We start from the raw sequence: 25351 nt of genomic DNA, 5'->3' as shown, positions 1-25351 counted from the left end.
CATCCCCCACCAGACCAAGGAGAACGCCCGATGAGCACCCTCTCCCTCGCCGTACGCGACTCCTCCACCATGCTGCGCCGCAACCTCCTGCACGCCCGGCGCTACCCGTCCCTCACCCTGAACCTGCTGCTCACCCCGGTCATGCTCCTGCTGCTCTTCGTCTACATCTTCGGGGACACGATGAGCGCCGGCATCGGCGGCGGAGACCGCTCCGCCTACATCGCCTACATCGTCCCCGGCATCCTGCTCATGACCATCGGCTCCACCGTGGTCGGCACCGCCGTGTCGGTCTCCACCGATATGTCGGAAGGAATCATCGCCCGCTTCAGGACCATGGCCATCCACCGCGGCTCCGTCCTCTTCGGACACGTCGCGGGCAGCGTCCTGCAGGCCATCGCGAGCGTCGTCCTCGTCGGCGCCGTCGGCGTCGCCATGGGCTTCCGCTCCACGGATGCCACCCTCCTGGAATGGCTCGCCGCCATCGGACTCCTCGCCCTGGTCTCCCTGGCCTTCACCTGGATCGCCGTCGGCATGGGCATGGGCAGCCCCAACGCGGAGGCGGCCAGCAACAACGCCATGCCGCTCATCCTCCTGCCCCTCATCTCCAGCGCCTTCACCCCGGTCGGATCCATGCCGGGCTGGTTCCAGCCCATCGCCGAATACCAGCCCTTCACCCCGGCCATCGAGACCCTCCGCGGCCTCCTCCTCGGCACCGAGATCGGCAACAACGGCTGGATCGCCGTCGCCTGGTGCCTGGGGCTCACCGTCCTCGGCTACCGCTGGTCCAAGGCCCAGTACGACCGCGACCCCAAGTAACCGTCATGACAGCGCGGGCCATGCCCCGCACCGCGACCCGCCCAGGGCGGCGTACACCGGCAACGCGCCGGAGTACGCCGCCTGTTCGTCTGTCAGACCCCGGAAGAGGAGAGCTGCTCGCGGACCCACACATGGCCAGGGTTGACGTGCGGCCGGCCCGCCACGAAGACGGTCGGCACCGTCTCGTTTCCGCCGTTGGCCTCCCGCACCGCTGCCGCACCGGCCGGGTCACGCCAGATGTCGACCCAGTGCAGCTGACGAGCCCTGCGGCCCAGCCGGAAGCGCAGACGCATGCAGTACTTACAGCCCGCCCGCCAGTAGACGACCGGCCTGCCGTCGGCCGCGCTACGCCGTTGGGCCTCCAGCGCACCGATCGACTTCGGGAAGTACAGGGGCGAGTTCACGCCCGCGTAGAGCACGAAGCCGAGCAGGAAGGCTGTGGCTTGCCCCGGGCTCCCCCGCAGGAACAGGACGGTCGCGACGGCTGAGCCGCAGAGCACCAGCAGTATCGGCAGTTTCCACGCGCGCATCATGAAGACGCAGGCTATCCGGAGCCGGGAGATCCAACAGCCCCCGTCAGCCCTGATCTTGAGTACGAGCACTCATGTGCGGCACGGACGCACGGAGTTGACTCGTACGCATGCCGGAAGACCTTCATGACCCCCGCGCCCCGCACGCCTGGGCCGGGCCGCTGATCTCCACGCTCGTCACCCTGCCCGCGGCGGCGCTCGCACTGTTCTTCGGGGGCCTGTCCCCCATGGCGTGCGACTCCTGCGACGGCGCACAGGCCGACCGCTTCACCGACTCGTTCGACGCGGCGTGGGCCGTGCTCTGCACCGGTCTCGTACTGTCCCTGATCGTCCTCGTCGCGAGCTGGTCCCTGCCCTGGCGGCAACGAAAGGCCGCAGCCCGGGCGCTCCTCTCCCTGGCCGCACCCGCCGTGGTCCTCACCGCGTACGTGGCGTTCACGGCCCTGGTCGACTGGCCCTGACGGAACATGCCCCATGGCGACCACGGTCAGGGCACGCGGTTGCCGCACTTCGCCGGAGTCAGCACAGCGCCCGGCGGCAGTTCGTCCGGGCGCCGGCCGGGCACCCGCAGGCACGCCTCGGAAGAGCCGCCCGCCGGCGGGTACTCCAGAACGAGGCCACCCAGCACGGTGACGGCACCGGCACCGTGCATCTCCGCCGCGTGCACACCTGCGGGGAGGTGGCCGGCCAGTGTGCCGAAGGCAGCCGAACCACCCGCGTCAGCCACGCATTCACGGATGTCGAAGCGCCAGTGCGCGGACGCGTCGGCCAGCAGCCACTTCCCCCTCCTGCCGAGCCCCCGGAGGACATCGGCGCGCTCCCGCAGGCGGTGGGCCAGAGCGCAGCAGAGGGGCATCGCCGTGCCGCCAGGAGCACCCACCCGCGTGTACCCGGCCTGTGGACGGAAGGACAGAGCCTCGTCGAGCAGTCCCAGCGCGGTGTCCCCGGCTGCCGGGTGGCCCCGCTCGGCGATGTCCAGAAGCAGCGGTGCCGCCACCACGGCCGCTGGGAACACCGCGCCGCTGTGGTCGTGCACGAGCCCACCGCAACCGAGTTGCGAGCCTGCCTCTGCCGCCTGCACCAGGTTCGTCGCCTCGGACGGGGCGCGGAGACCACGGGCGGCGCGATCGGGTTCGTACCAGTCGGGATGGCCCGGCACGGAGTCCCAGGCGACCGCGTCGATAGCGTCCAGCACCGCAGCATCCTCGCACGCGTCCGCCCACAGCCGTCAGGAGCGCCGGGAAGAGCGCCCGGCCCGGGCGGTCATGGCTCCTGTCCCCCGTGCGAGCTACGCCGAGGTGTCCACCGTGAGGTGACGATCGCGGAACGCCGGATCCGTAGCGTTCGAGGCACCGCGGCACTCCGGCCGCGGACCCGTAGAAGGAGCGTTCATGAGGTTCGTCTGGCAGCTGTTGGCCGTCGTGGTGGTCGCCATGATCGGCGGTCAGGCCGTCGCCGCCGTGGAGGACAACCCCTGGCTCCAGCTCGTCCTGGGACTCCTGACAGTCCTGGCCGCCGTACCGCTCTACGGGTGGGTGGTCCGCAAGACCGAGCACCGCCCGTCCACCGAGGTGGCCCGCAAGGGCGCCGGGGCCGCGATCGGCCGGGGACTGCTCATCGGCGTCGCGATGTTCGGCGCCGTCATCACCTTCATCGCCGTCAACGCGCACTACGAGATCAACGGCCTGGGATCGGTCACCGGCGCCATAGGGCTGGTCGGCTTCATGGCGGCCGCCGCCGTGACGGAGGAACTGCTCTTCCGCGGGGTCCTGTTCCGCATCATCGAGGAGCGCACCGGCACCTGGATCGCCCTGACGCTGACCGCGGTGCTGTTCGGCGCCTCCCACCTGCTGAACCCCGACGCCACCCTGTGGGGCGCCCTCGCCATCGCGATCGAGGCCGGCGGCATGCTCGCCGCCGCCTACGCCGCGACCCGCAACCTGTGGGTCCCGATCGGCCTGCACTTCGGCTGGAACTTCGCGGCCGCCGGCATCTTCAGCACCGAGGTCTCCGGCAACGACACCCAGCAGGGACTGCTGGACACCGTCACGTCGGGCCCGGAATGGGTCACCGGCGGCGCCTTCGGCCCCGAAGGCAGCGTGTACTCGGTGGTGTTCGGATTCGTGATCACCCTCGCCTTCCTGTGGCTGGCCCACCGGCGCGGCAACCTGGTGCCCCGACGCCGCGGCGCCGCCAAGGAAGCCGCCCCCACTACACTCCCCCGATGACCGGACTCCCGCGCATCCAGGACCTGTGGCGCCGGCCGGACGCCGCACTCTGGTACGCCCCGCTGGCCCTGCTGCTCCTCGCCGCGTCCATCCTGCCGGGCTTCCGCAACAACGGCACGGAGCTCGGCGGCCTCCCGACCCGGCCCTTCGACGCCCTGGCGATCGTGGCGATCGCCCTCCAGTGCCTCCCGCTCGCCGCACGCAGGCGGTGGCCTGTCATCTGCTTCGCCGTGGTGTCGCTCGGCTTCGCCCTGGACCAGCTCCGCGGTTACCACACGCTCGCGGGCACCGCGCTGCCCATCGCGCTGATCAGCGTGGCGTCCCTCGTGGAACACCACCGGCGGGCCACCGCCCTCGTCATCTCCGCGGCGTACGTCCCGCTGGCGGTCGCACTCCACCGGCTCGGCCCGGGCGAGCCGCCGAGCGAGTTCGTGACGTTCTACCTGGCCATCGCACTCGCCTGGGCCGTCGGGGTATGGCTCCGCGACACCCGGGCCCTGGAGGCCGAGCGCCGCAGCCGCGTCGCCGAGGACACCCGCACCGCCGAACGGGCCCGCATCGCCCGCGAACTCCACGACGTCGTGACCCACCACGTGACGGCCATGGTCGTCCAGGCCGAGGCGGCACGCTATCTGACCGCCGCACCCGACCGCCTCGACCAGAGCCTGACGGCCGTCACCGACACCGGGCGACGGGCCATCACCGACCTGCGGCACCTGCTCGACCTGCTCAACCCCGACCACGGCACCGAGCCCAGGACACCGGCCGCCGGCCGGCTCCTCACCCTCGTCGAGCAGACCCGGCGGGCCGGGCAGCCCGTGGAGTTCACCGAGGAGGGCACACCGGCCGAATCGTCCGGCAGCGCCGACCTCGTGGCCTACCGGGTGGTGCAGGAATCACTGACGAACGCCCTCAAGTACGCTCACGGCAGCCGCACTTCGGTCCGGGTGCGTCATGGCGAGAAGGAGATCACCGTGGAGGTCGGCACGGACGGCTCCGGCTCGCGGACGGCCGGACTCTCCGGGAGCGGGCGCGGCCTGGCCGGCCTCCGCGAACGGGTCGACGTCCTCGGCGGCGACTTCAGCGCGGAGAAGCAGAAGGACGGCGGCTTCACCGTCCGGGTCCGCATACCCGCCGGGAGCCCCTCGTGACCGAACCGATCCGCGTACTGATCTGCGACGACCAGGTCCTGATCCGCACCGGCCTGTCGACGATCATCGACGCGCAGCCCGACCTCAAGGTCGCCGGCGAGTGCGGGGACGGGCGGACCGCGGTCGACCTCGCCGGGAAACTGCGCCCGGACGTCGTGGTCATGGACATCCGCATGCCGGTCCTCGACGGCATCGCGGCCACCCGCCTGCTGGCCGGCGCCGGAGTGCCCCACCCCGTCAAGGTGCTCGTGGTGACCACGTTCAACCTCGACGAGTACGTCTACGAGGCGCTCCGCGCCGGCGCCAGCGGCTTCCTCCTGAAGGACGCCCCGCCGGACCGGCTGCTCCACGGCATCAGGACCGTCGCCGCCGGCGCGGCACTCCTGGACCCCGAGGTGACCCGCCAGCTGGTCGGCCGGTACGCCGCCCGCATCCGGCCCACCGACGACAAGAGCCCCGGCATTCCGCTGACCCCCCGCGAGCTGGAGGTCCTGCGCCTCATCGCGGACGGCCTCTCCAACAACGAGATCGCCGCGTCCCTCGTGATCAGCCGGGAGACGGTCAAGACCTTCGTCTCGCGCATCCTCACCAAGCTCGGCCTCCGCGACCGCGTCCAGGCGGTCGTCTACGCCTACCGCCAGGGCCTGGTGTCCTGAGCCATCGGAGCAGCGAGAGTTGCATCGTCTCGATCATGAGACAAGCGTCACTCTCCGTGCCTATCGTTCAGCATTGGGTGAGCACGTACAGATCCGTTGTACGGGCCTCCGATGCGTGGAGCAGGCACCAGGGCGGGGAGGCCGAACCGTATGCACCCCAGGAAACGGCAGCGCAGGAACGCGTCCGCCATGAAGCTCGTCGGCAAACTGGTCGGCCTGTTCCGCGTCGCGGCGGGCCTGACCCAGGCCCAGCTCGCGGACCGGGCGGCCGTACAGGTGGAGACGATCGCCTCCATCGAACAGGGCCGCCGCGCCCTCCTCCCCGACCTGGCCCGGAGCCTGGACACCCTGCTGGACACGAAGGGGGCGCTGGAGACGGCGGTGGAGAACATGCCGGAGGTGGACCTGATCCCGGCGTGGGCGGAGCAGTACATGGACCTGGAACGGGAGGCGTTCGTCCTGTCCTTCTTCGCGAACCAGGTCCTGCCCGGCCTGTTGCAGACGGAGAGCTACGCCCGAGCCGTCTTCACCAGCAGGGTTCCCGCCTTCAGCGAGGAGGAGATCAACGGCCTTGTCGCAACCCGCCTGCAGCGTCAGGAGGTGCTGCACCGGAAGACGCCTCCCACCATCAGCTTCGTCCTGTCCGAAGCCATCGTGACCGCTCGACTCGGCGGGCCGCAGGTGCACGAGGAGACGCTGCGGCATCTCCGTGGTTGCGCTGAACTGCCCGGCGTCGCGCTACAGGTCATCCCGCTCGGCCGCCGGTCACACGCCGCTCTCGACGGCCCCTTCATTCTGCTCGAAACGCCGGACTACCAGCATCTCGCGTACACCGAGACACAGCGCGGCAGTCAGCTGATCGCCGACCCGGACGAGGTCAGCATCCTCGCGCAGAGGTATGCGATGCTGCGGACGCAGGCACTCGACACCGAGGACACGAAGGGCCTGCTGGACCAGCTGCTAGGAGAGCGATGAGCACCCAACTTGAGTGGTTCAAGTCCAGTTACAGCGGCAGTGATGGCGGCGAGTGCATCGAAATCGCCGTGCACCTCTCCGCCGTCCACGTCCGCGACTCCAAGACTCCTGAAAGCCCCACCCTCACCGTCGCCCCTGCCACCTGGTCGGCCTTCGCCGCGTTCGCGGGCCAGGAGCTGACCGGCCGGAGGCTCAGGGCGCTTTGAGCAGATCGCGCAGCTCGGCGACGTAGGTACGCACATCCCGTTCGGCGGGCAGTTCGACGGAAGCCTCCGGCGCCTCCTGGGCAGGCAGCCGACAGGCGCGGCAGAGGCCGTCGGGCAGCGCCTCGGCGCGGCCGGGCACACCGCACTTGGTGCACTCCATCATCACCCGCCGGACGGGCGTACCGGGCGCGGGCGGCGCCGGGGCGGCGGACACCTGGGGCGGGATCTTGTCCGTGAGACGGCGGCGGACCAGGCCGACCGGCGAGTCGACCCCGGCGGGCAGCCCGGCGACGAGCGCCTGCACGAGGTAGTCCGCGTCCACACCGCGCGTGAACCACGCGGCGGCCAGCGGCTCCAGGACCGCACAGTCGGCGGCGGAGAGCGCCAGACGGGCATCAACGCGGCCCAGTCGCGCCAGAGCGGCGTACGCGGGCGAGTCACCCTTCAGAACGGGCGGAACCGGCTCCGGCGTCCGCTGCTGCGGCACGACGGGGGCCTCCGTCCGGACGGCAGCGGGCTCGGCAACCATCGGCTGCGAGCGCTCGGCGCCGACGAGCGCGCTCCACCACTCGTTGTCGCGGGCGGTGCGGGACCAGAACGTGCGGAAGACCCAGCGCACTTGCCCGCCCTCACCGGTCACCAGGCACCGCACGCGTCGCAGGTACCCGGCGACGGACAGGGCTTTCAGGGCCGAGCCGACCGCCTGCTGCCCGTAGAGCGGCAACTGCTTGGCCAGGCCCTTGACGTCCATGGCCGCGCCGTCGGGAAGCCGGTCGATGAACCCGGCGATGTGCCGCTCACGCAGCGGCAGCAGCATGAAGTCATCGCCGCAGCGGGGCTGTTGGTCCGGGGCGGATCGCTTGCCGTAGCCGGGATTGGCCATCGGATACGGGCGCGAGGAGGCGGGGGCGCTCGGGGCGGAGCTAAGGTGCTGGATAGCCACAGGATCGGTCTTTCGATCGTGGGGTGAGACCCCGGCCTGGTGTTGTCTGCACCGCGTCGGGGTCGTTCTGGTTTCCGCACCGTAAGCAGTCGCCACACTCCGCTGCAAGTCGGTCACGATTAGTCATACTTGCTGATCGTGACGGGTCAGGGAGGTCGGGGAGGTTTACCCAAACCCTCTTCTACCTACCGGGTAAAGAAGGTGCTCGAATCCCGAAGCCCGTATCTCGCCGCCCGGGTCCCGAAGCTCAAGCATCGGACCCGCGCCCCCGCAGACATCCCCCGGAAGAGTGATCGCACCCCTCCCGAAGCTCGCCCCTCGAACCCCGGCGCCCGAAGCCCGAGCTCCGAGCGCCGGTTCACGCCATGGCCTTCGCTGCTTCAGCACCCGCGCCAGGGCGGCCTGCGTATCGCCTCAGCGCCCCAGCCGTCGCGCGACCTCCGTCGCCCAGTACGTCAGGATCATCCGCGCACCCGCGCGCCGGATGCCCGTCAGGCTCTCCAGGATCGCCGCGTCCCGGTCGATCCAGCCCTTCTCCGCGGCGGCCTCGATCATCGCGTACTCGCCGCTGATCTGGTACGCCGCGACCGGCACGTCCACCGCGTCCGCGACCTTGGCGAGGATGTCCAGGTAAGGGCCCGCCGGCTTGACCATGACCATGTCGGCGCCCTCCTCCAGGTCCAGCGCCAGCTCGCGCAGCGACTCGCGGATGTTCGCCGGGTCCTGCTGGTACGTCTTGCGGTCGCCCTGGAGCGAGGAGCCCACCGCCTCGCGGAACGGGCCGTAGAAGGCGGAGGAGTACTTCGCGGTGTAGGCGAGGATCGACACGTCCTCGTGCCCGGTCTGGTCCAGCGCGTCGCGGATCACTCCGACCTGGCCGTCCATCATGCCGCTGGGGCCCACCACATGGGCTCCCGCGTCGGCCTGGACCTGGGCCATCTCGGCGTACCGCTCCAGCGTGGCGTCGTTGTCGACGCGGCCGTCCTCGGTCAGCACCCCGCAGTGCCCGTGGTCGGTGTACTCGTCCAGACAGAGGTCGGACATGATCACCAGGTCGTCCCCGACCTCTTCCCGCACCGCCCGCAGACCGGCCTGGAGGATGCCCTCCGGATCGGTCCCCGCCGTGCCCCGCGCGTCCTTCTTCTCGTCCAGCGGGACGCCGAAGAGCATGATCCCCGAGACACCGGCCGAGACCGCGTCGACGGCGGCCTTCCGCAGCGTGTCCAGGGTGTGCTGCTGCACACCGGGCATGGCCGAGATGGCGACCGGGGCGTCGATGCCCTCGCGTACGAACGCGGGCAAAATCAGATTCGCCGGGTCGAGCCGGGTCTCGGCGACCATGCGCCGCATGACGGGGGTCGTCCGCAGCCGGCGGGGCCGCGAGCCGGGGAAGTTTCCGTAATCGGTCATCCTTCGAGCGTAGACCCGTACACATCACCGGTTTACCGACACCCGGGCCGGAAAAAGCGGAGGGACGACGGACAGCGGGCCCGGCCGCTCCGCGAGGAAGCAGCCGGGCCCGCCCATCCGTTCACGGCCCTCAGGTCGTCGACCGGCGCCGTCTCGCACCCGGACGGCGCTCGCTCGGCCGGGTCACCGGGTCACCGGCCTCCTTCGCCGCGTCCCTGCGCTGCGCGCCGAAGTCCGCCAGCGCCTGTGCCAGCTTGTGGACCGACGGCTCAGGGGACAGCACGTCGACCCGCAGGCCATGCTCCTCGGCGGTCTTCGCCGTGGCGGGACCGATGCACGCGATCACCGTGACGTTGTGCGGCTTGCCCGCGATACCGACCAGGTTGCGAACGGTCGAGGACGAGGTGAAGAGCACCGCGTCGAAACCGCCGCCCTTGATCGCCTCCCGGGTCTCGGCCGGCGGCGGCGAGGCGCGGACCGTGCGGTACGCGGTGACGTCGTCGACCTCCCAGCCCAGCTCGATGAGCCCGGCCACCAGCGTCTCCGTGGCGATGTCCGCACGCGGCAGGAACACCCGGTCGATCGGGTCGAAGACCGGGTCGTACGGCGGCCAGTCCTCCAGCAGACCGGCGGCGGACTGCTCACCGGACGGCACGAGATCCGGCTTCACACCGAAGTCGACCAGCGCGGCGCCGGTCTGCTCACCGACGGCCGCGACCTTGATCCCGGCGAAGGCACGGGCGTCGAGCCCGTACTCCTCGAACTTCTCCCGCACGGCCTTCACCGCGTTGACCGAGGTGAACGCGATCCACTCGTAGCGGCCCGTGACCAGGCCCTTGACCGCCCGCTCCATCTGCTGGGGCGTCCGCGGCGGCTCGACGGCGATCGTCGGGACCTCGTGCGGCACGGCACCGTACGAACGCAGCTGGTCGGAGAGGGACGCCGCCTGCTCCTTCGTACGCGGCACAAGCACCTTCCAGCCGAACAGCGGCTTGGACTCGAACCACGCGAGCTGGTCGCGCTGGGCGGCGGAGCTGCGCTCCCCGACCACGGCTATGACGGGCAGGTGCCCGTCCGGCGACGGGAGGACCTTGGCCTGCTTCAAGACCTGGGCGATCGTCCCGAGGGTCGCCGTCCAGGTCCGCTGGCGGGTCGTCGTCCCGGCGATCGTGACGGTGAGCGGGGTGTCGGGCTTGCGGCCCGCCGAGACCAGCTCACCGGCGGCCGCGGCCACCGAGTCGAGCGACGCGGACACGACGGCCGTCGCGTCGCTCGCGCCGACCTCGGACCAGCAGCGGTCCGACGCGGTACGGGCGTCGACGAAACGGACATCGGCGCCCTGCGCGTCACGCAGCGGCACACCGGCGTACGCGGGTACACCGACCGCGTTCGCGATGCCGGGCACGACCTCGAAAGGCACACCCGCGGCAGCGCAGGCGAGCATCTCGGCACCCGTGTTGCCGTCCAGGCCGGGGTCGCCCGTGACGGCGCGCACCACCCGCCTGCCGCCCTTCGCTGCCTCCATGACAAGATTGGCGGCATCCCTGAGGACGGGTACTCCGGCGGGTGTTGACGCCATGTCAACAACCGTCATCTCAGGCGTGCTTACCCCTGCCCGTGCATGGCAGCGAACGACGTCGAGAACGTCCGGTTCGGCTACAAGGACGTCCGCGCTCGCGAGCGCCTCGACAGCGCGCAGAGTCAGCAGTCCCGGGTCGCCGGGACCGGCGCCGAGGAAGGTGACATGCCCTGAGGACAGGACAGGGAAGTCGGATACGACAGGGCCGGTGGGGCTCAAAGTGCTCGCTCCCCCATAAGACCGGCCGCACCCTTGGCAAGCATCTCGGCCGCGAGCTCGCGACCGAGGGCCGCCGCGTCGTCGTGCGACGTGGGGACGGGACCGGTGATGGACAGCTGCACCAGGGAAGTACCGTCGGTCGAACCGACGACACCGCGCAGGCGCAGTTCGTTGACAACCTGCCCGTCGGCCAGGAAGTCGGCCAGCGCACCCACAGGTGCGGAACAGCCGGCTTCCAGGGCGTTGAGCAGGGCGCGCTCGGCGGTCACGGCGACCCGGGTGTACGGGTCGTCGAGCTCGGCGAGGGCTGCGGCGAGGTCCGCGCTGCTTTCAGCGCATTCGATCGCCAGTGCTCCCTGGCCGGGAGCGGGCAGGACGGTGTCGACCGGCAGGAAGCCGGTGACCTCGTCCGTGCGTCCGAGGCGGCTGAGCCCGGCGGCGGCGAGTACCACCGCGTCCAGCTCCCCGCTTCGTACGAATCCGATGCGCGTATCGACGTTGCCACGGATGGCGACGGTCTCTATCTCGAGGCCGTGCGCGCGGGCGTACGCGTTGAGCTGCGCCATGCGGCGCGGCGAACCGGTGCCGATGCGGGCACCGGCCGGCAGCTGCTCGAAGGCCAGCCCGTCCCGCGCCACCAGCGCGTCGCGCGGGTCCTCGCGCACCGGCACGGCGGCCAGCACGAGGCCCTCGGGCTGCGTGGTCGGCAGGTCCTTGAGCGAGTGGACGGCGAAGTCCACCTCGCCGCTCAGCACCGCTTCGCGCAGGGCGGCGACGAACACACCGGTCCCGCCGATCTGCGCCAGGTGCTCCCGGGAGACATCCCCGTACGTGGTGATCTCGACGAGCTCGACGGCACGCCCGGTCACCTCGCGGACCGCGTCAGCGACCATGCCGGACTGCGCCATGGCGAGCTTGCTGCGCCGGGTGCCTAGCCGGAGCGGTGTGGTGGTCTCCCCGCCCAGGGGTGAGTTGTCGGTCATGACCGCCCTCTATTCGGGTCGTTCAGGTCTGCCCGTGAGACGGCGGCCACCGTCTGCGGGTCGAGGTCGAAGAGTTCCCGCAGCGCATCGGCGTACCCGGCGCCGCCGGGCTCGCTGGCGAGCTGCTTGACCCGCACGGTGGGCGCGTGCAGGAGCTTGTCGACGACGCGGCGCACGGTCTGCGTGATCTCGGCGCGCTGCTTCTCGTCCAGGTCGGGGAGGCGTCCGTCGAGCCGCGCGATCTCGCCGGCCACCACATCGGCGGCCATGGTGCGCAGGGCGACGACGGTCGGAGTGATGTGCGCGGCGCGCTGGGCGGCTCCGAAGGCGGCCACCTCGTCGGCGACGATGGTGCGCACCTGGTCCACATCGGCGGCCATCGGGGCGTCCGCCGACGCCTCGGCGAGCGACTCGATGTCGACGAGGCGCACACCGGCGACGCGGTGCGCCGCTCCGTCGATGTCACGCGGCATCGCGAGGTCGAGCAGGTACAGCCGGGCGGGGCCGGTGGAGGCCGGACGCACGGGGACCCGGCGCACGGCCCGGTCCTGTGCGGCAGCGGTGGCGGAACCGTTCTCCACCCACGCGGCGTGCTGGTCCAGCTCGTCGGCCACGGCGGCGGGGGCCGCGGCCGCCCGCTCCGCGGTGTCGAACTCGACGCCGAGCGCACCCGCGACGGCCTCCGCGCTCAGCACGAGCCCGGTCGCGCCCGTACAGGACACCACGACATCGGCACGTGTCAGTTCACCCGCGACGCCGTCCATCTTCACGGCGCGCGCCGTCGGGACACCGGCCTGGCCGAGGATCTCGACGAGCCGGTCGGCACGCGCCCGGGTCCGGTTGGCGACGACGATCTCGTCGACGCCCGCACGGGCCAGCGTCGCGGCGGCGAGCGAGGACATCGAGCCCGCGCCTATCACCAGGGCGCGCTTTCCGGCCGCCCACTCGGTGACCTCGGCGCCGTCGGCCAGCTGCTCGAGACCGAAGGTGACGAGCGACTGCCCGGCACGGTCGATCCCCGTCTCGCTGTGGGCGCGCTTGCCGACCCGCAGGGCCTGCTGGAAGAGGTCGTTCAGCAGACGGCCGGCGGTGTGGAGCTCCTGCCCCAGCGCGAGCGCGTCCTTGATCTGGCCGAGGATCTGGCCCTCGCCGACGACCATGGAGTCCAGCCCGCACGCCACCGAGAAGAGGTGGTGGACGGCCCGGTCCTCGTAGTGCACATAGAGATAGGGAGTGAGCTCGTCCAGCCCGACGCCGCTGTGCTGCGCGAGGAGGGTGGACAGCTCGGCGACACCCGCGTGGAACTTGTCCACGTCCGCGTACAGCTCGATGCGGTTGCAGGTGGCCAGGACGGCGGCCTCGGTCGCGGGTTCCGCGGCGAGGGTGTCCTGAAGCAGCTTCGTCCGGGCATCGGCCGCCAGCGAGGCCCGCTCCAGCACGGAGACGGGGGCGCTGCGGTGGCTCAGCCCTACGACCAGGAGGCTCATGCCGGCATCACTGCGGGCATGTCCCCGTCAGGTCCCTTCCGGCCGGTGGGCGTGGCGCGCATCGGCGGCGCCTCGTCGTCCCCGGCGTCCGCATCGGCCCTGCCGTCGGCAGCGGCCTCCTCGCCGGCCTTGCGCTGCTCGTGGAAGGCGAGGATCTGGAGCTCGATCGAGAGATCGACCTTGCGCACATCGACACCGTCGGGCACGGAGAGCACCGTCGGCGCGAAGTTCAGGATGGAGGTCACACCCGCGGCGACGAGCCGGTCGCAGACCTGCTGGGCCGCACCGGGCGGAGTGGTGATGACGCCGATGGACACACCGTTGTCGCTGATGATCCGGTCCAGGTCATCGGTGTGCTGGACGGCGATCCCGGCCACGGGCGTACCCGCCATGGCGGGGTCGGCGTCGATCAGCGCGGCGACCCGGAAACCGCGGGACGCGAAACCGCCGTAGTTGGCGAGCGCGGCGCCGAGGTTACCGATGCCGACGATCGCGACCGGCCAGTCCTGGGTGAGCCCCAGCTCGCGCGAGATCTGGTAGACGAGATACTCGACGTCGTACCCGACACCACGCGTGCCGTAGGAGCCCAGGTAGCTGAAGTCCTTGCGCAGCTTGGCGGAATTGACTCCCGCCGCCGCGGCGAGTTCCTCGGACGAGACCGTGGGAACCGAGCGCTCGGAGAGCGCTGTCAGTGCGCGGAGATACAGCGGAAGCCGGGCGACGGTGGCCTCGGGAATTCCTCGGCTACGGGTCGCCGGTCGGTGAGTTCGGCCAGTTGCCACGGTGCTCCTGCGGGATGAGCGGGGCTGCAGGCGGCCGTATGTCCTATGACCGCCCCGTCGACAGCAGGCTATGTCTTTGTGAACGCGTGCACAAAGATAGTGTCCGTTTTGTCCGGTCAAAGTGACCGGGGTCACGCATATTCCCTGCGCGGTCCCGGAACCCGGGACGGCCTCAGCCCGTTGCAGGCCCGAAGGGGGCAAGACGGTACACACTCCTCATGTCCACGCCCCCGAGACCACTCAAAACGCCCATGATGTTAACCGGGTTTCACCCAGGAAGCCCCCTCACGTACGCAGTGCGGTGCGCAGCCGCGCCGGATCAACCCGCCAGAAAGTGTGCTGTTCGTCATCGATCAGGACCACCGGGATCTGCTCCCAGTACTCCTTGTACAGCGCCTCGTCCCGCGTGATGTCCTTCTCCACCCAGGACGCGCCGGTCTCCTCGCAGACCTCACTCACCACCAGCCGCGCGTCGTCACAGAGGTGACATCCGGGCTTCCCCACCAGGGTCACCACCCGGTCCGCGGGGTTCTTCCTCGTACGACGCAGCAGAGCACTCATACCTTCATTCTGCTCCCCCCGGCGGACCCTTCCCGGCACCCCGGGAACGCGGAATCACCCGTTTAACGCCCCGGTCCCGGAGAGTTCACACCGCCGCATCCCGCCAGGTCGGGAAGAGCCGAACAGAATGGCTATGCTCACGACATGGCCGCTCTTGGATGGCTCACCCCCCGCAGGCGCCCCGCCACGGCACGCAGCGTGCTCGCAGGCGAGGCCGCAGCCGAGGCCGCGCAGAAGTCGGCACTGCCCGCCGGCGCCGAAGAGCTGCTCATCAGTCCCGAACAGGCCCGGGAGCCCGCCTTCCCGGTGGCCGGGGACACCCGCGCCGCGGCCTTCTTCGACCTGGACAACACCGTCATGCAGGGCGCCGCGATCTTCCACTTCGGCCGGGGCCTGTACAAGCGGAAGTTCTTCCAGCGGCGCGAACTCACCAGGTTCGCCTGGCAGCAGGCCTGGTTCAGGCTGGCCGGCGTCGAGGACCCGGAGCACATGCAGGACGCCCGCGACAGCGCCCTGTCCATCGTGAAGGGCCACCGCGTCTCCGAGCTGATGTCCATCGGCGAGGAGATCTACGACGAGTACATGGCCGACCGCATCTGGCCCGGCACCCGCGCCCTGGCCCAGGCCCACCTCGACGCCGGCCAGAAGGTCTGGCTGGTCACCGCCGCCCCGGTGGAGACCGCCACGATCATCGCCCGCCGCCTCGGCCTCACCGGCGCCCTCGGCACGGTCGCCGAGTCGGTCGACGGCGTCTACACCGGGCGGCTGGTCGGCGAGCCCCTGCACGGCCCGGCGAAGGCCGAAGCCGTACGCGCGCTCGCGGCGGCCGAGGGCCTGGACCTGGAGCGCTGCGCCGCGTACAGCGACTCGCACAACGACATCCCCATGCTGTCGCTGGTCGGCCACCCGTACGCGATCAACCCGGACTCCAAACTGCGCAAGCACGCCCGCTCCCTGGACTGGCGGCTCCGCGACTACCGCACCGGCCGCAAGGCGGCCAAGGTCGGCATCCCCGCCGCGGCGGGCGTCGGCGCGCTGGCCGGCGGCACGGCCGCCGCCGTGGCGATCCACCGCCGCCGCCGCTGACCGCTTCTCACGTCGGCCTCCTCCACGGAGGACCCTCCTCCCCACAGCGCCACCTTGCCTCCCCGCAGCGGCACGCCCGGGCACGTACGCCCGATCGGGAGCGGAACAGCGGCACGGACACCCATCGCTCCGGCCAGTCGCGTTACGTACGGACGACCACAACCCGTCGCCGCCATAGGCAGATTCCGAAGCTATTCGATCAATAATCGGTCACGATGTGCCACTTGAACCGTCACTTAGAGGTGACAGAAGCGACCTAATCGGTGATTTGAGCAACTGGGTGTAGCACGGCCTGTACGAAGCGTTATTCTCCTCAGACGCACAAGGAACCTGTCACCCACTACCACGAGTGACAGTTTTCAACTGCACGTGATGGAAGCTCTGCCTCTGGGAGTCCCGTGTACCCACACGTCGGGGTTGACACCTCGGGCCTGGCTACGCTGCGCGCAACGGTCCTCGACCGCTTGCGCGGCTTCGTCCCCACCGCGTACGCCGTCCCCCAATTTGCCACCCCTGTACCTGCCGGCCCTTGCTATGCGCTGGCCGAACGCAGCGCGGCCGTCGGAAGACGCAGCAACCGCGGCGCTGCGGCTGCTGCTGCGTCGTCGGCTCCCGTCCGCCGCCCCACGGCCGACAGCGACAGCGCGCGCATGATGGATCTCGTCGAGCGCGCGCAGGCCGGTGAGGCCGAGGCCTTCGGCCGCCTGTACGACCAGTACAGCGACACCGTGTACCGGTACATCTACTACCGCGTGGGAGGCAAGGCGACAGCGGAGGACCTCACCAGCGAGACGTTCCTGCGCGCACTCCGCCGCATCTCCACCTTTACCTGGCAGGGCCGTGACTTCGGCGCCTGGCTGGTCACGATCGCTCGAAACCTGGTCGCCGACCACTTCAAATCCAGTCGTTTCCGACTGGAAGTGACCACCGGCGAAATGCTCGACGCCAACGAGGTCGCGCGGAGCCCGGAGGACTCCGTCCTGGAATCCCTCTCCAACGCCGCACTGCTGCAAGCCGTACGCCGGCTCAACCCGCAGCAGCAGGAGTGCGTGACCCTGCGATTCCTGCAGGGTCTCTCGGTCGCCGAGACCGCCCGGGTCATGGGAAAGAACGAGGGCGCGATCAAGACCTTGCAGTATCGAGCCGTGCGTACGCTCGCACGACTTCTGCCGGACGACGCCCGCTGACGTCACCATCCGTGACGTGTCCGTGACACACCGATCGGATCCTCCGCCGTCCGTAACCCAACTGCCGCGCCACTCGTTGTGCCGGATGCAGGCCCCCTGTTCGCCACACCTGACCGTTTCCACTCGCTCGTTCGTGTGGAAACGTCTCCGGTGGGCAACTTCCGGACCCTCAGGGGAGTCGACCGTCATGACGAGAGGAGGTGCCGCCAGTGATCGCAAACGTTCCGGCACACCGGCGGGCGAACGCCTTCGCCCAGGCCCTGGAGGAGCAGTCCCCCCAGGGTGCGGCGGCCGTACAGCCCGAGGACCCGGCCCAACCGGCCGACCACGGAACGCTGTTGGCCCTGGCGAACGGCCTCGGTGAGCTACCGGCGCCGGAATTCGATCCCGAGGTCAAAGTGGTGCAGCGAGCACAGCTCCTCGCGGCCATGGAGACCATGTTCGCCGAAGGCGGTGCGTCCACGGGCCCTACCGTGCCCGAACAACGGAGCAAGGGCGCCCACCGGGCCTCCCCCATCCGGAAGCTGCGCCCCCGCTCCCGCTGGGCGAAAGGTCTCACCGCCGGCGGACTCACCGTGGGTGTGGCCGCGGGAGCGTTCGGCGGAGTGGCCGCTGCCAGTTCCGACGCCCTGCCGGGTGATTCCCTCTATCCGCTCAAGCGCGGCATGGAGGACATCAGCCTCGGCATGGCGAGCGGCGACGCCGACCGGGGTGAGGCCTACCTCGACCAGGCGTCGACCCGTCTCGGCGAAGCACGCAGGCTGATGGAGCGGGCCCGCTCCGGAGAGATGGACCACGAGTCGATCGGTGACGTCAGGCGCGCGCTCGACGGCATGACGCACGACGCCACCGAGGGCCACCGCCTGCTCCACACCGCCTACGAGCGCGACGGCGCCATCGGGCCCATCCAGACGCTGGACTCCTTCTCCCGCTCGCACCGCGCGAGCTGGAGCAGCCTCCGCGACCGGCTGCCCGTCCAGCTGACCGACATCCGCGACAAGGTCAGCTCCGTCTTCGAGGCCATGGACCAGGAAGTCGCACCGCTGAAGTCCCTGCTGCCCCGCACACCGGGCACCGAGGGGGACGCGCCGCCCGCCGGTGCCACACAGGAGGGCCGGAGCTCCACAGCCCCGGAGAAGGCTCCGGCCTCCTCCACGGCCCCGGACGACAGCGCGTCCACCAGCAGCGCCGAGCCGAAGCCCTCGGTCTCCGGCTCCACCCCCGCCGACGGACTGCTCGGAGGGGGCTCCGACGGTCTGCTGGACGACCTCCCGACGGACGGCACCACCCCGTCGTCCCCGGGCGGCGCACCCGGCGTGTCCCCCGCGCCCGACGTCACCCTGCCGCCGCTGCTCCCGGGCCTGCTGCCCGGCCTGGGCATCGACAGCGAGGACGTCGAGCCGTAGGGCCACCGCAGGTGAGGAGGGCGCCGTCCGGACCGGACGGCGCCCTCCTTCACGTCGGCCGGGCGGTCGGCGGACGTCGGCGGGCGATCGGCCGTGCGGTCTGCCTGCGGTCGCGTGCGGTCAGAAGAAGACCGACCGGCGCTGCACCAGCAGCTTGTAGAGCGTGTGCTGGATCTGTTCCCGCACCTGGTCCGTCAGGTTGAACATCAGCATCGGGTCCTCCGCGGCCTCCGGCGGATACCCGTCCGTCGGGATCGGATCCCCGAACTGGATCGTCCACTTCGTCGGCAACGGCAGCGCGCCGAGCGGTCCCAGCCACGGAAAGGTGGGCGTGATCGGGAAGTACGGGACCCCCAGGACCCGCGCCAGCGTCTTCGAGTTGCCGATCATCGGGTAGATCTCCTCGGCGCCCACGATCGAGCACGGCACGATCGGCACCCCGGCCCGCAAAGCCGTCGACACGAAGCCGCCCCGCCCGAAGCGCTGCAGCTTGTACCGCTCGCCGAACGGCTTCCCGATGCCCTTGAAGCCCTCCGGCATCACCCCGACGACCTCACCGCCCTGCAGCAGCCGCTCCGCGTCCTCCGCGCACGCGAGGGTGTGCCCGGCCTTCCTCGCCAGCTCGTTGACCACCGGGAGCATGAAGACGAGATCTGCCGCGAGCAGCCGCAGATGCCGCTCGGCCGGGTGGTTGTCGTGCACCGCGACCTGGAGCATCAGCCCGTCGAGCGGCAGCGTCCCGGAGTGGTTGGCCACGATGAGCGCCCCGCCGTCGGACGGGATGTTCTCGACGCCCTTCACCTCGACCCGGAAGTACTTGTCCGCGAGGGGCCGCAGCATCGACATCAGGACCTGGTCGGTCAGCTCCTCGTCGTAGCCGAACTCGTCGACCTCGTAATCCCCCGTGAGGCGCCGCCGCAGAAAGGCGAGCCCTCCCGCGATCCGCCGGTCCCAGCCGCTCCCGGGGCCCTCTCCACCGTCCTGGGAGGCGGCATCCGCGGCCTCAGCGGCCCCTTCAGGCACCTGGCCGCCCGGCAGGGCGCTCACGGGCGCGGGACCGGCCGACGCGGGCTGCTGGGCCCTCCCGGCGCCCGGCAGCGCTCCTCTGCGCCGCCCCGCGCCCGAGCGCGAACGGTCGTCGTCGAAGGGAATGACCTTGGCGTCCGCCATCGTCGGTCGCGCTCCTCTACCTGGCGCCGTGAGTGGAATGTGTCCTGCCTGCCGGTCCCCCGCCGCCGAGCGGCAGTTCGGCCAGCCTCCCGACCGCCCTGCCCACCCGGTCCGGAGGCAGCAGCCCCGGCCCCCGGCTCCGGGCGAACTCCGCGAACGTCTCGGCCGTGGTGAACCTCGGCCGGAAACCCAGCGTCTCGCGCATCTGGACGGTCGAGACCACCCGGCCGTGCGTGAGGAGCCGGATCTGCTCCGGCGAGAAGTCCGTCATACCGATCGTACGGAGCGCCGACCCCACCCAGGTGACGGCCGGCAGCAGCACCGGCACGGTAGGCCGCCCCAGCCTGCGCGAGCACTGCGAGAGCAGGAGCACCCCGGCGCCCGCGATGTTGAACGTGCCGCTGTTCAGCGTGCCGCGCCGGGGCTCGCGGGCCGCGATCTCCAGTACGTCGACGACGTCGTCCTCGTGCACGAACTGCAGCCGGGGGTCGTACCCGAGGACCGTCGGCAGGACGGGCAGCGCCAGATAGTCGGCGAGCGGCGAGTCCGGCGCGGGGCCCAGGATGTTCGCGAACCGCAGCACGCACACGGCCACGTCCGGCCTGCGGCGCGCGAAGCCGCGGACATAGCCCTCGACCTCCACGGCGTCCTTGGCGAAACCGCCGCTGGGCAGGGACTTGGGGGGCGTCGTCTCGGTGAAGACCGCGGGGTCGCGCGGGGCGGAGCCGTACACGTTGGTGCTGGACTTGACCACGAGCCGCTGGACGGTCGGGGACTTCTGGCACGCACCGAGCAGCTGCATCGTGCCGATGACGTTGGTCTCCTTGACCGTCGTCCGGCCGCCCGTGCCGAGCGCCTTCGCGGAGACGTCCAGATGGACGACCGTGTCGACGGAATGCTCGGCGAGGACCCTGGCGATCGCCGACTGCCGGATGTCCGCCAGGACGAATTGGGCGTCACCCAGCTCATGCTCCGGCGCGACCGCGTCCACGGCGATCACCCGGTCCACACCGGGATCCCGCTGGATACGCCGCACGAAACGGCCCCCCAGCTGCCGGGCCGCGCCTGTGACGAGCACGATCTTCCCCAAGATCAGCGCCTTCCGTCGATCGTTCACCGAGCGGGGTCTTCCCCTGGCCGTCACCGTAGTCGGTGGATGTTGCCCTGTGATGACCCCGGGCGGGCTTTACCGACGCTGTGGCGGGAATACCACCGGATCCGCGCACATCACCGGCGCCCGGAACACCCGCCCGGAAACGCGCCGAGGCCCTCCCGCCAGGGCGGCGGAAGGGCCTCGGACTCACGAACTGCGTTCGCTTACTTCTTGTTGCGACGCTGAACGCGCGTGCGCTTGAGCAGCTTGCGGTGCTTCTTCTTGGCCATCCGCTTGCGCCGCTTCTTGATAACAGAGCCCACGACTACCCTCGCTCACTTCTTCTTCACTGGTGCGGGGCGTCTGGGCCCACACGACCTACGTCGGCCTAGCCTACCCGCCACCGGGTGAGGGGCGTAATCCGAGGGCGACGTCAGGCCGACTCCACCCCCACGAAGGACTCTCGGAGATACTCGTGAACCGCTTGCTCCGGGACTCGGAAGGACCTTCCCACCCTGATCGCCGGCAGATGACCACTGTGCACCAAGCGGTACACGGTCATCTTCGACACCCTCATGACCGAGGCGACTTCCGCCACGGTCAGAAACTTGACCTCGTTGAGAGGCCTCTCGCTGCCAGCAGCCATGACCCACCTGTACCTTCCGCACGAGACGCGCACCGGCTTCCCCTCCGGTGACTCTTCGTCGTTGTGCGCTCACTCCCCAGATTAGGGGCGGGTGATGCGAGTGGGGAAGAGGTGAGACGGTCGGCCGCCTACTGTGACAGACACGCCCGATTGAGCACATACCGAGTAAGAGGCCGGTAGTAGTCCGACCGCACGCCGTCATCAACCGGAACGGCGACGGACACCCGCCCCTCCGCCTCACCCACGAACAGCGCGGGGTCATCCGTATCCGCCAGCCCGATGGCCTCGATACCCAGCTGACCTGCGCCGCAGACCCATCCGTGGTCCCCGACCACCAGCTCGGGCAGCGCCCCCCGAGCGTTCACGGCCTCCTCCAGCACGGCCCGGACCGGGAGCGGCGAGTGGGTGTGTGCGCCGGTGGCACTCCCTGGAGCCCGCACGCCCGGTTCGCGCACCAGCGCGACGCCCTGTACGTAGTCGAGGCTGTACGTGCGTACGCCGAACCGGGTCGTTATGTCGACACATCGCCCCTGCGCGGGAGTGAGGACCGCGCACCCGGCCGCCGACAACGCGTCTGCCAGCCCGGCGTAGAACCCCAGCAGCCGGTGCGGGTGTCCGGTGCCGAACAGCACAGGAGCCCGTCTCTCCGCAGCCCTCGCGAGCCGTTCCGCGAACGCGTCCAGCGCGGCCAGGGTCCGCTCCGGGTCGATGACATCCGGCCCTGACACATGGTCAGGGTCGGCCGAGACCCCGCACTTGTCGGCCATCAGCCGCAGCAGGTCCCGCTCACCCCACTCCCGGTCCGGGGCGAGCCCAAGCAGCACACGGGGGTCTCTCGCCGCGAAAAGCCGATAGCTCCGCAGACTCGTCTCCCGCGGCGTGGCCACGGGCCCGGCGAGCCGGGCCGCCAGCAGATGAGCGCGCAGCGCTCCGGTGCTCAACACCCTCCCGATGCTCCCGCACCACGAGCGTCCCCGGGGCGGAACCCGCGTACCGCACCACCGTTGGCGTAACGACCTCGCGGATCGGCCTGTGACCTTCCCTCAGGCCAGCAGCCCTCGCAGTGGGAACGCCGACCGCCGCGTCGCCAGGACCGCCTGGTCCAGCCGGTCCGCCGGGTCGTACCCGTCCTCCCACGACTTCCACGACGGCGTACGGCCGTCCGTCATGCGGCCCGGGCCCAACTGCCGCGTACGGGCGTAGACCTCGTCGCGCCACGACGACGGGACGACCGACTCCGGGGCCACCGGCGCGTGGGCGGCGATCCCCACGAGGTGCGTCCATGACCGGGGCACCACATCCACCACCGCGTAGCCGCCCCCGCCCAGCGCCACCCAGCGCCCGCCCTCGGCATAGGTGTGGGCGAGATCGTGGCAGGCCTCCATGACGGCCCGCTGGGCGTCCAGGGACACGGCCAGGTGGGCCAGCGGGTCCTCGAAGTGCGTGTCCGCCCCGTGCTGGGTCACCAGCACCTGCGGCCGGAAGTCCTCCAGCAGCTCGGGCACCACCGCGTGGAACGCGCGCAGCCACCCGGCGTCACCCGTGCCCGCCGGCAGCGCCACGTTCACCGCGCCGCCCTCACCCGCCCCCGAACCGGTCTCCTCCGGCCAGCCGGTCTGCGGGAACAGCGTGCGCGGATGCTCGTGGAGCGACACGGTCAGCACCCTGGGGTCCTCCCAGAACGCCGCCTGCACCCCGTCCCCGTGGTGGACGTCCACATCCACGTACGCCACCCGCTCCGCGCCCAGCTCCAGCAGCCGGGCGATGGCGAGCGCCGGGTCGTTGTACACACAGAAGCCCGAAGCCGCCCCGGGCATCGCGTGGTGCAGCCCGCCGGTGAAGTTCACGGCATGAGCGGTCTCCCCGCGCCAGACGGCCTCCGCGGCCCCCACCGAGAGCCCGGCGATCAGCGCCGACGCCTCGTGCATCCCCTCGAAGGCGGGATCGTCGACCGTCCCCAGCCCGTACGCCTGGTCGGCGGCCCCCGGATCCGCGGACGCCGCCCGGACGGCTGCCACGTAGTCCTCACGGTGCACGAGCCGCAACGTGGAGTCCCCGGCCGGCTTGGCCGCCCTGACATCCACCGACCCGTCCAGGCCGAACGCCCGTACCAGTCCCATCGTGAGGGCGAGTCTGACCGGGTCCATGGGGTGACTGGACCCGAAGTCGTATCCCGTTACTGCCTCATCCCACATCAGCCGCGCGCGCCCGCTCATGCCCGCCACCGTATCGGGCGGGCTCCGCGCCGAACGACCGGGCGTACACGAGCGTCGCGAGGACCAGGACCATGGGCACGAGCATCGCGCCGCGGTAGCTCCACGCGTCGCCGAGCGCCCCAACGAGAGGGGAGCCGACGAGGAAACCCACATAGTTGAAGACGTTCAGCCGGGCGACGGCCACGTCACTCGCCCCGGGGAACATCCTCCCCGCCGCCGCGAAGGTCTGCGGCACGATCACACAGAGCCCGAGACCCAGCAGGGTGAAGCCGAGCATCCCCCACCAGGCACCCGGCGCCACCGCCACCACCGCGAAGCCGACGGCGGCCAGCACGCTGCCGCCCCGCACCACGGCCACCGCCCCGAAGCGCCGAACCCCGAGGTCCCCCACGGCCCGCCCCAGCAGCGTCGTCACCATGTAGACGTTGTACGGAACCGTCGCCAGCTGCTCCGAGCTGCCCAGCACGTCCTGCAGGTACTTCGCACTCCAGTTGGAGACCGTCGAGTCCCCGATGTACGCGAACGCCATCACCAGGCAGAGCGGCAGCAGCAGCCTGAACGGCACGGAGCCACCCTGCCCGGGCTTCGCCTCCGCCCGGTCCCCGCCGGTCCCGCCCTCCGCGTACCACCTGCTGCCGAGCAGAGCCGCGGGCAGCAGGACGGCCACCACGGGCAGATAGGACACGAGCAGCGACAGGTCCCAGTGCGCACCCGCCCATGCCATCGACGCCCCGGCGATACCACCCAGGCTGTACGCGGCGTGGAAGCCCAGCATGATGCTGCGCCCGTACGCCCGTTGCAGGCTGACGCCCATCATGTTCATCGAGGCGTCCAGGGCCCCGACCGCCAGCCCGAAGACGCCGAGCGCGACGACCGCCTGCCAGACCTCGCTGCCGGCACCCACGCCGAGCAGGGCGAGCAGCACGACGGGCTGCGCCCACCTCAGCACGACCCCGGGCCGTACCCGTGCGACCACTTTCTCCGTGGCCACACTGGCGACCCCCGCCAGGACAGGCACCGCGGCCAGGAAGGCGGGCAGCAGCCCGTCGGATATCCCGTACCGGTCCTGGATGGCGGGGATGCGCGTCACGAGGAGGGCGAAGGCCACCCCCTGCACCAGGAAGCTGAACGCCAGGGAGGCTCTGCCGTACCGCAACCGCGCATCCGTCATGGCCGCGAGCGTAGAGCCCCGGTCTACCGCTGGGTAGATCGGTCAGGCGAGCAGTTTCGGGAGCTGCGACATGTCGGAGAAGTGCCCGGTGACCCCGACGAGCCGGTCCGCCGGCATCATCGAGGTGAACCCGTACACCTCCATCCCGGCCGCACGGGCCGCCTCGACGCCGAGCGGGCTGTCCTCGATCACGACACACCGCTCGGGGGCGACGCCCATCCGTTCGGCGGCGTGGAGGAACAGGTCCGGGGCCGGCTTCCCCCGCCCCACGTCCTCGGAGCTGAAGATCCACTCCTCCTCGAACCACTGGTCGAGGCCGGCCTTGCGGTGTCCGGCCGCGATCTTCTGGTGGCTCCCGGACGAGGCGACGCAGTACGCCACCCCGTCGGCGACGAGCTCGCCCAGCAGTTCCTCGACCCCTTCCACGGCGACCAGTTGCTCCGCCTCGAACGCGGCGAGGGTGCGGCGGTGCAGCTCGTCGTCGAAGTCCGCGGGGAGCTTCTGGCTTGTCCGCTCGTCCACCAGGTCGTGCACCCGGTGGATGGCGGCCCCCATGTAGTCGCGGAGGGACTCCTCGTACGAGGTGGGGTGACCGAGCTCCGTGAGGTAGCCGGCCAGGACCGTGTTGGAGATCGGCTCACTGTCGACGAGCACGCCGTCGTTGTCGAAGATGACCAGTTCGTAGCGCATGGTTCGACCCTAGACGCTCAGAACGCAGAAAAGCCCCGTGCCACAAGGGCACGGGGCTTTCCCGGAATAATTGTTCGGCGGCGTCCTACTCTCCCACAGGGTCCCCCCTGCAGTACCATCGGCGCTGAAAGGCTTAGCTTCCGGGTTCGGAATGTAACCG

General features: G+C 70.7%; 27 protein-coding genes and 1 rRNA gene. 10 read left to right on the top strand and 18 right to left on the bottom strand.

What is annotated here, in order from left to right; all coding sequences use genetic code 11:
- The first annotated feature begins 30 nt into the window (after positions 1-30).
- Positions 31-816, top strand: coding sequence for an ABC transporter permease (locus tag ACZ32T_RS36685; protein WP_356709994.1), 786 nt, complete (start codon positions 31-33; stop codon positions 814-816).
- Between the two features lie 92 nt (positions 817-908).
- Here ACZ32T_RS36685 and ACZ32T_RS36680 read toward each other — a convergent pair whose 3' ends face one another.
- Positions 909-1349, bottom strand: coding sequence for a glutaredoxin domain-containing protein (locus tag ACZ32T_RS36680; protein ID WP_467274157.1), 441 nt, complete (start codon positions 1347-1349; stop codon positions 909-911).
- A gap of 107 nt (positions 1350-1456) precedes the next feature.
- On the opposite strand from ACZ32T_RS36680, the gene ACZ32T_RS36675 reads away from it, so the two are divergent.
- Positions 1457-1807 (top strand): hypothetical protein, encoded by a 351-nt coding sequence (locus ACZ32T_RS36675; protein ID WP_467274159.1) that lies wholly within the window; start codon positions 1457-1459, stop codon positions 1805-1807.
- A 26-nt stretch (positions 1808-1833) separates the two neighbouring features.
- Here ACZ32T_RS36675 and ACZ32T_RS36670 read toward each other — a convergent pair whose 3' ends face one another.
- A complete protein-coding gene (locus ACZ32T_RS36670; RefSeq protein ID WP_467371858.1) occupies positions 1834-2541 on the bottom strand; it encodes a hypothetical protein in 708 nt (235 codons plus the stop codon).
- Between the two features lie 196 nt (positions 2542-2737).
- Between ACZ32T_RS36670 and ACZ32T_RS36665 the strand changes: the two genes are divergently transcribed.
- The 5 genes from ACZ32T_RS36665 (at position 2738) to ACZ32T_RS36645 (ending at position 6562) form a co-directional block, all read left to right on the top strand.
- Positions 2738-3574, top strand: coding sequence for a lysostaphin resistance A-like protein (locus tag ACZ32T_RS36665; RefSeq protein WP_467371856.1), 837 nt, complete (start codon positions 2738-2740; stop codon positions 3572-3574).
- On the top strand, positions 3571-4725 hold the full coding sequence (locus tag ACZ32T_RS36660; RefSeq protein WP_467274165.1) for a sensor histidine kinase: 1155 nt from the start codon (positions 3571-3573) through the stop codon (positions 4723-4725). The genes ACZ32T_RS36665 and ACZ32T_RS36660 overlap by 4 nt, the downstream gene beginning before the upstream one ends.
- A complete protein-coding gene (locus ACZ32T_RS36655) occupies positions 4722-5381 on the top strand; it encodes a response regulator (protein WP_467371854.1) in 660 nt (219 codons plus the stop codon). Before ACZ32T_RS36660 ends, ACZ32T_RS36655 begins: the two co-directional genes overlap by 4 nt.
- 150 nt (positions 5382-5531) lie before the next feature.
- Positions 5532-6356 carry a helix-turn-helix domain-containing protein gene (locus ACZ32T_RS36650; RefSeq protein WP_467274169.1) on the top strand — a complete coding sequence of 275 codons (825 nt, stop codon included), beginning with the start codon at positions 5532-5534 and terminating at the stop codon, positions 6354-6356.
- Entirely contained in the window at positions 6353-6562 is a 210-nt protein-coding gene (locus tag ACZ32T_RS36645) for a DUF397 domain-containing protein (protein ID WP_467371853.1), read from the top strand. The genes ACZ32T_RS36650 and ACZ32T_RS36645 overlap by 4 nt, the downstream gene beginning before the upstream one ends.
- Here ACZ32T_RS36645 and ACZ32T_RS36640 read toward each other — a convergent pair.
- The 7 genes from ACZ32T_RS36640 to ACZ32T_RS36610 all read right to left on the bottom strand — a co-directional run bounded on the left by ACZ32T_RS36640 (position 6549) and on the right by ACZ32T_RS36610 (position 14526).
- Positions 6549-7505 (bottom strand): MarR family transcriptional regulator, encoded by a 957-nt coding sequence (locus tag ACZ32T_RS36640; RefSeq protein WP_467371851.1) that lies wholly within the window; start codon positions 7503-7505, stop codon positions 6549-6551. The two genes, ACZ32T_RS36645 and ACZ32T_RS36640, sit on opposite strands and share 14 nt — an antisense overlap.
- A 414-nt stretch (positions 7506-7919) precedes the next feature.
- Positions 7920-8915 carry a porphobilinogen synthase gene (gene hemB, locus ACZ32T_RS36635; protein ID WP_467371849.1) on the bottom strand — a complete coding sequence of 332 codons (996 nt, stop codon included), beginning with the start codon at positions 8913-8915 and terminating at the stop codon, positions 7920-7922.
- Positions 8916-9045: 130 nt separating this feature from the next.
- Positions 9046-10713 carry a bifunctional uroporphyrinogen-III C-methyltransferase/uroporphyrinogen-III synthase gene (locus ACZ32T_RS36630; RefSeq protein ID WP_467274176.1) on the bottom strand — a complete coding sequence of 556 codons (1668 nt, stop codon included), beginning with the start codon at positions 10711-10713 and terminating at the stop codon, positions 9046-9048.
- Positions 10710-11696: a hydroxymethylbilane synthase gene (hemC, locus tag ACZ32T_RS36625; RefSeq protein WP_467274177.1), complete on the bottom strand. Its 987-nt coding sequence runs from the start codon at positions 11694-11696 to the stop codon at positions 10710-10712. Before hemC ends, ACZ32T_RS36630 begins: the two co-directional genes overlap by 4 nt.
- A complete protein-coding gene (locus ACZ32T_RS36620) occupies positions 11693-13183 on the bottom strand; it encodes a glutamyl-tRNA reductase (protein WP_467371847.1) in 1491 nt (496 codons plus the stop codon). The genes hemC and ACZ32T_RS36620 overlap by 4 nt, the downstream gene beginning before the upstream one ends.
- Positions 13180-13965: a redox-sensing transcriptional repressor Rex gene (locus ACZ32T_RS36615; protein ID WP_467274181.1), complete on the bottom strand. Its 786-nt coding sequence runs from the start codon at positions 13963-13965 to the stop codon at positions 13180-13182. Before ACZ32T_RS36615 ends, ACZ32T_RS36620 begins: the two co-directional genes overlap by 4 nt.
- A 285-nt stretch (positions 13966-14250) precedes the next feature.
- Positions 14251-14526, bottom strand: coding sequence for a glutaredoxin family protein (locus ACZ32T_RS36610; RefSeq protein WP_104786857.1), 276 nt, complete (start codon positions 14524-14526; stop codon positions 14251-14253).
- A gap of 144 nt (positions 14527-14670) precedes the next feature.
- Here ACZ32T_RS36610 and ACZ32T_RS36605 point away from each other — a divergent pair, with 144 nt between their 5' ends.
- The 3 genes from ACZ32T_RS36605 (at position 14671) to ACZ32T_RS36595 (ending at position 18205) form a co-directional block, all read left to right on the top strand.
- Positions 14671-15612, top strand: coding sequence for an HAD family hydrolase (locus tag ACZ32T_RS36605; RefSeq protein WP_467274183.1), 942 nt, complete (start codon positions 14671-14673; stop codon positions 15610-15612).
- Between the two features lie 398 nt (positions 15613-16010).
- On the top strand, positions 16011-16799 hold the full coding sequence (locus ACZ32T_RS36600; protein WP_467274184.1) for an ECF subfamily RNA polymerase sigma factor, BldN family: 789 nt from the start codon (positions 16011-16013) through the stop codon (positions 16797-16799).
- A gap of 209 nt (positions 16800-17008) precedes the next feature.
- The gene (locus ACZ32T_RS36595) at positions 17009-18205 is read left to right on the top strand and encodes a DUF5667 domain-containing protein (protein ID WP_467274186.1); all 1197 of its coding nucleotides are present in this window, start codon (positions 17009-17011) and stop codon (positions 18203-18205) included.
- A 120-nt stretch (positions 18206-18325) separates the two neighbouring features.
- Here the strand turns inward: ACZ32T_RS36595 and ACZ32T_RS36590 are convergent, their stop codons facing one another.
- From ACZ32T_RS36590 to rrf, 9 genes are all read right to left on the bottom strand, one after another.
- The gene (locus ACZ32T_RS36590; protein ID WP_467371845.1) at positions 18326-19375 is read right to left on the bottom strand and encodes a lysophospholipid acyltransferase family protein; all 1050 of its coding nucleotides are present in this window, start codon (positions 19373-19375) and stop codon (positions 18326-18328) included.
- Between the two features lie 16 nt (positions 19376-19391).
- Entirely contained in the window at positions 19392-20465 is a 1074-nt protein-coding gene (locus ACZ32T_RS36585) for an NAD-dependent epimerase/dehydratase family protein (protein ID WP_467274198.1), read from the bottom strand.
- Positions 20466-20692: 227 nt separating this feature from the next.
- Positions 20693-20791, bottom strand: coding sequence for a 30S ribosomal protein bS22 (locus ACZ32T_RS36580; RefSeq protein WP_003948845.1), 99 nt, complete (start codon positions 20789-20791; stop codon positions 20693-20695).
- A gap of 110 nt (positions 20792-20901) precedes the next feature.
- Positions 20902-21114 (bottom strand): helix-turn-helix domain-containing protein, encoded by a 213-nt coding sequence (locus tag ACZ32T_RS36575; RefSeq protein ID WP_014046653.1) that lies wholly within the window; start codon positions 21112-21114, stop codon positions 20902-20904.
- 128 nt (positions 21115-21242) lie between these two features.
- A complete protein-coding gene (locus ACZ32T_RS36570) occupies positions 21243-22058 on the bottom strand; it encodes a phosphatase (protein WP_467274190.1) in 816 nt (271 codons plus the stop codon).
- Between the two features lie 99 nt (positions 22059-22157).
- Positions 22158-23330 (bottom strand): acetoin utilization protein AcuC, encoded by a 1173-nt coding sequence (locus ACZ32T_RS36565; protein ID WP_467371843.1) that lies wholly within the window; start codon positions 23328-23330, stop codon positions 22158-22160.
- Positions 23299-24501, bottom strand: a complete 1203-nt coding sequence (locus ACZ32T_RS36560; protein ID WP_467274194.1) for an MFS transporter — start codon at positions 24499-24501, stop codon at positions 23299-23301. The genes ACZ32T_RS36565 and ACZ32T_RS36560 overlap by 32 nt, the downstream gene beginning before the upstream one ends.
- Before the next feature lie 42 nt (positions 24502-24543).
- Entirely contained in the window at positions 24544-25191 is a 648-nt protein-coding gene (locus ACZ32T_RS36555; protein ID WP_467274196.1) for an HAD family hydrolase, read from the bottom strand.
- 72 nt (positions 25192-25263) lie between these two features.
- Positions 25264-25351 (bottom strand): 5S ribosomal RNA (gene rrf, locus ACZ32T_RS36550); the annotation flags it as partial.

The organism is Streptomyces sp. NPDC023573, assembly GCF_055559735.1.
Note: the sequence above shows the minus strand (reverse complement) of the source record. Positions and strands in the feature narration are given on the sequence as shown.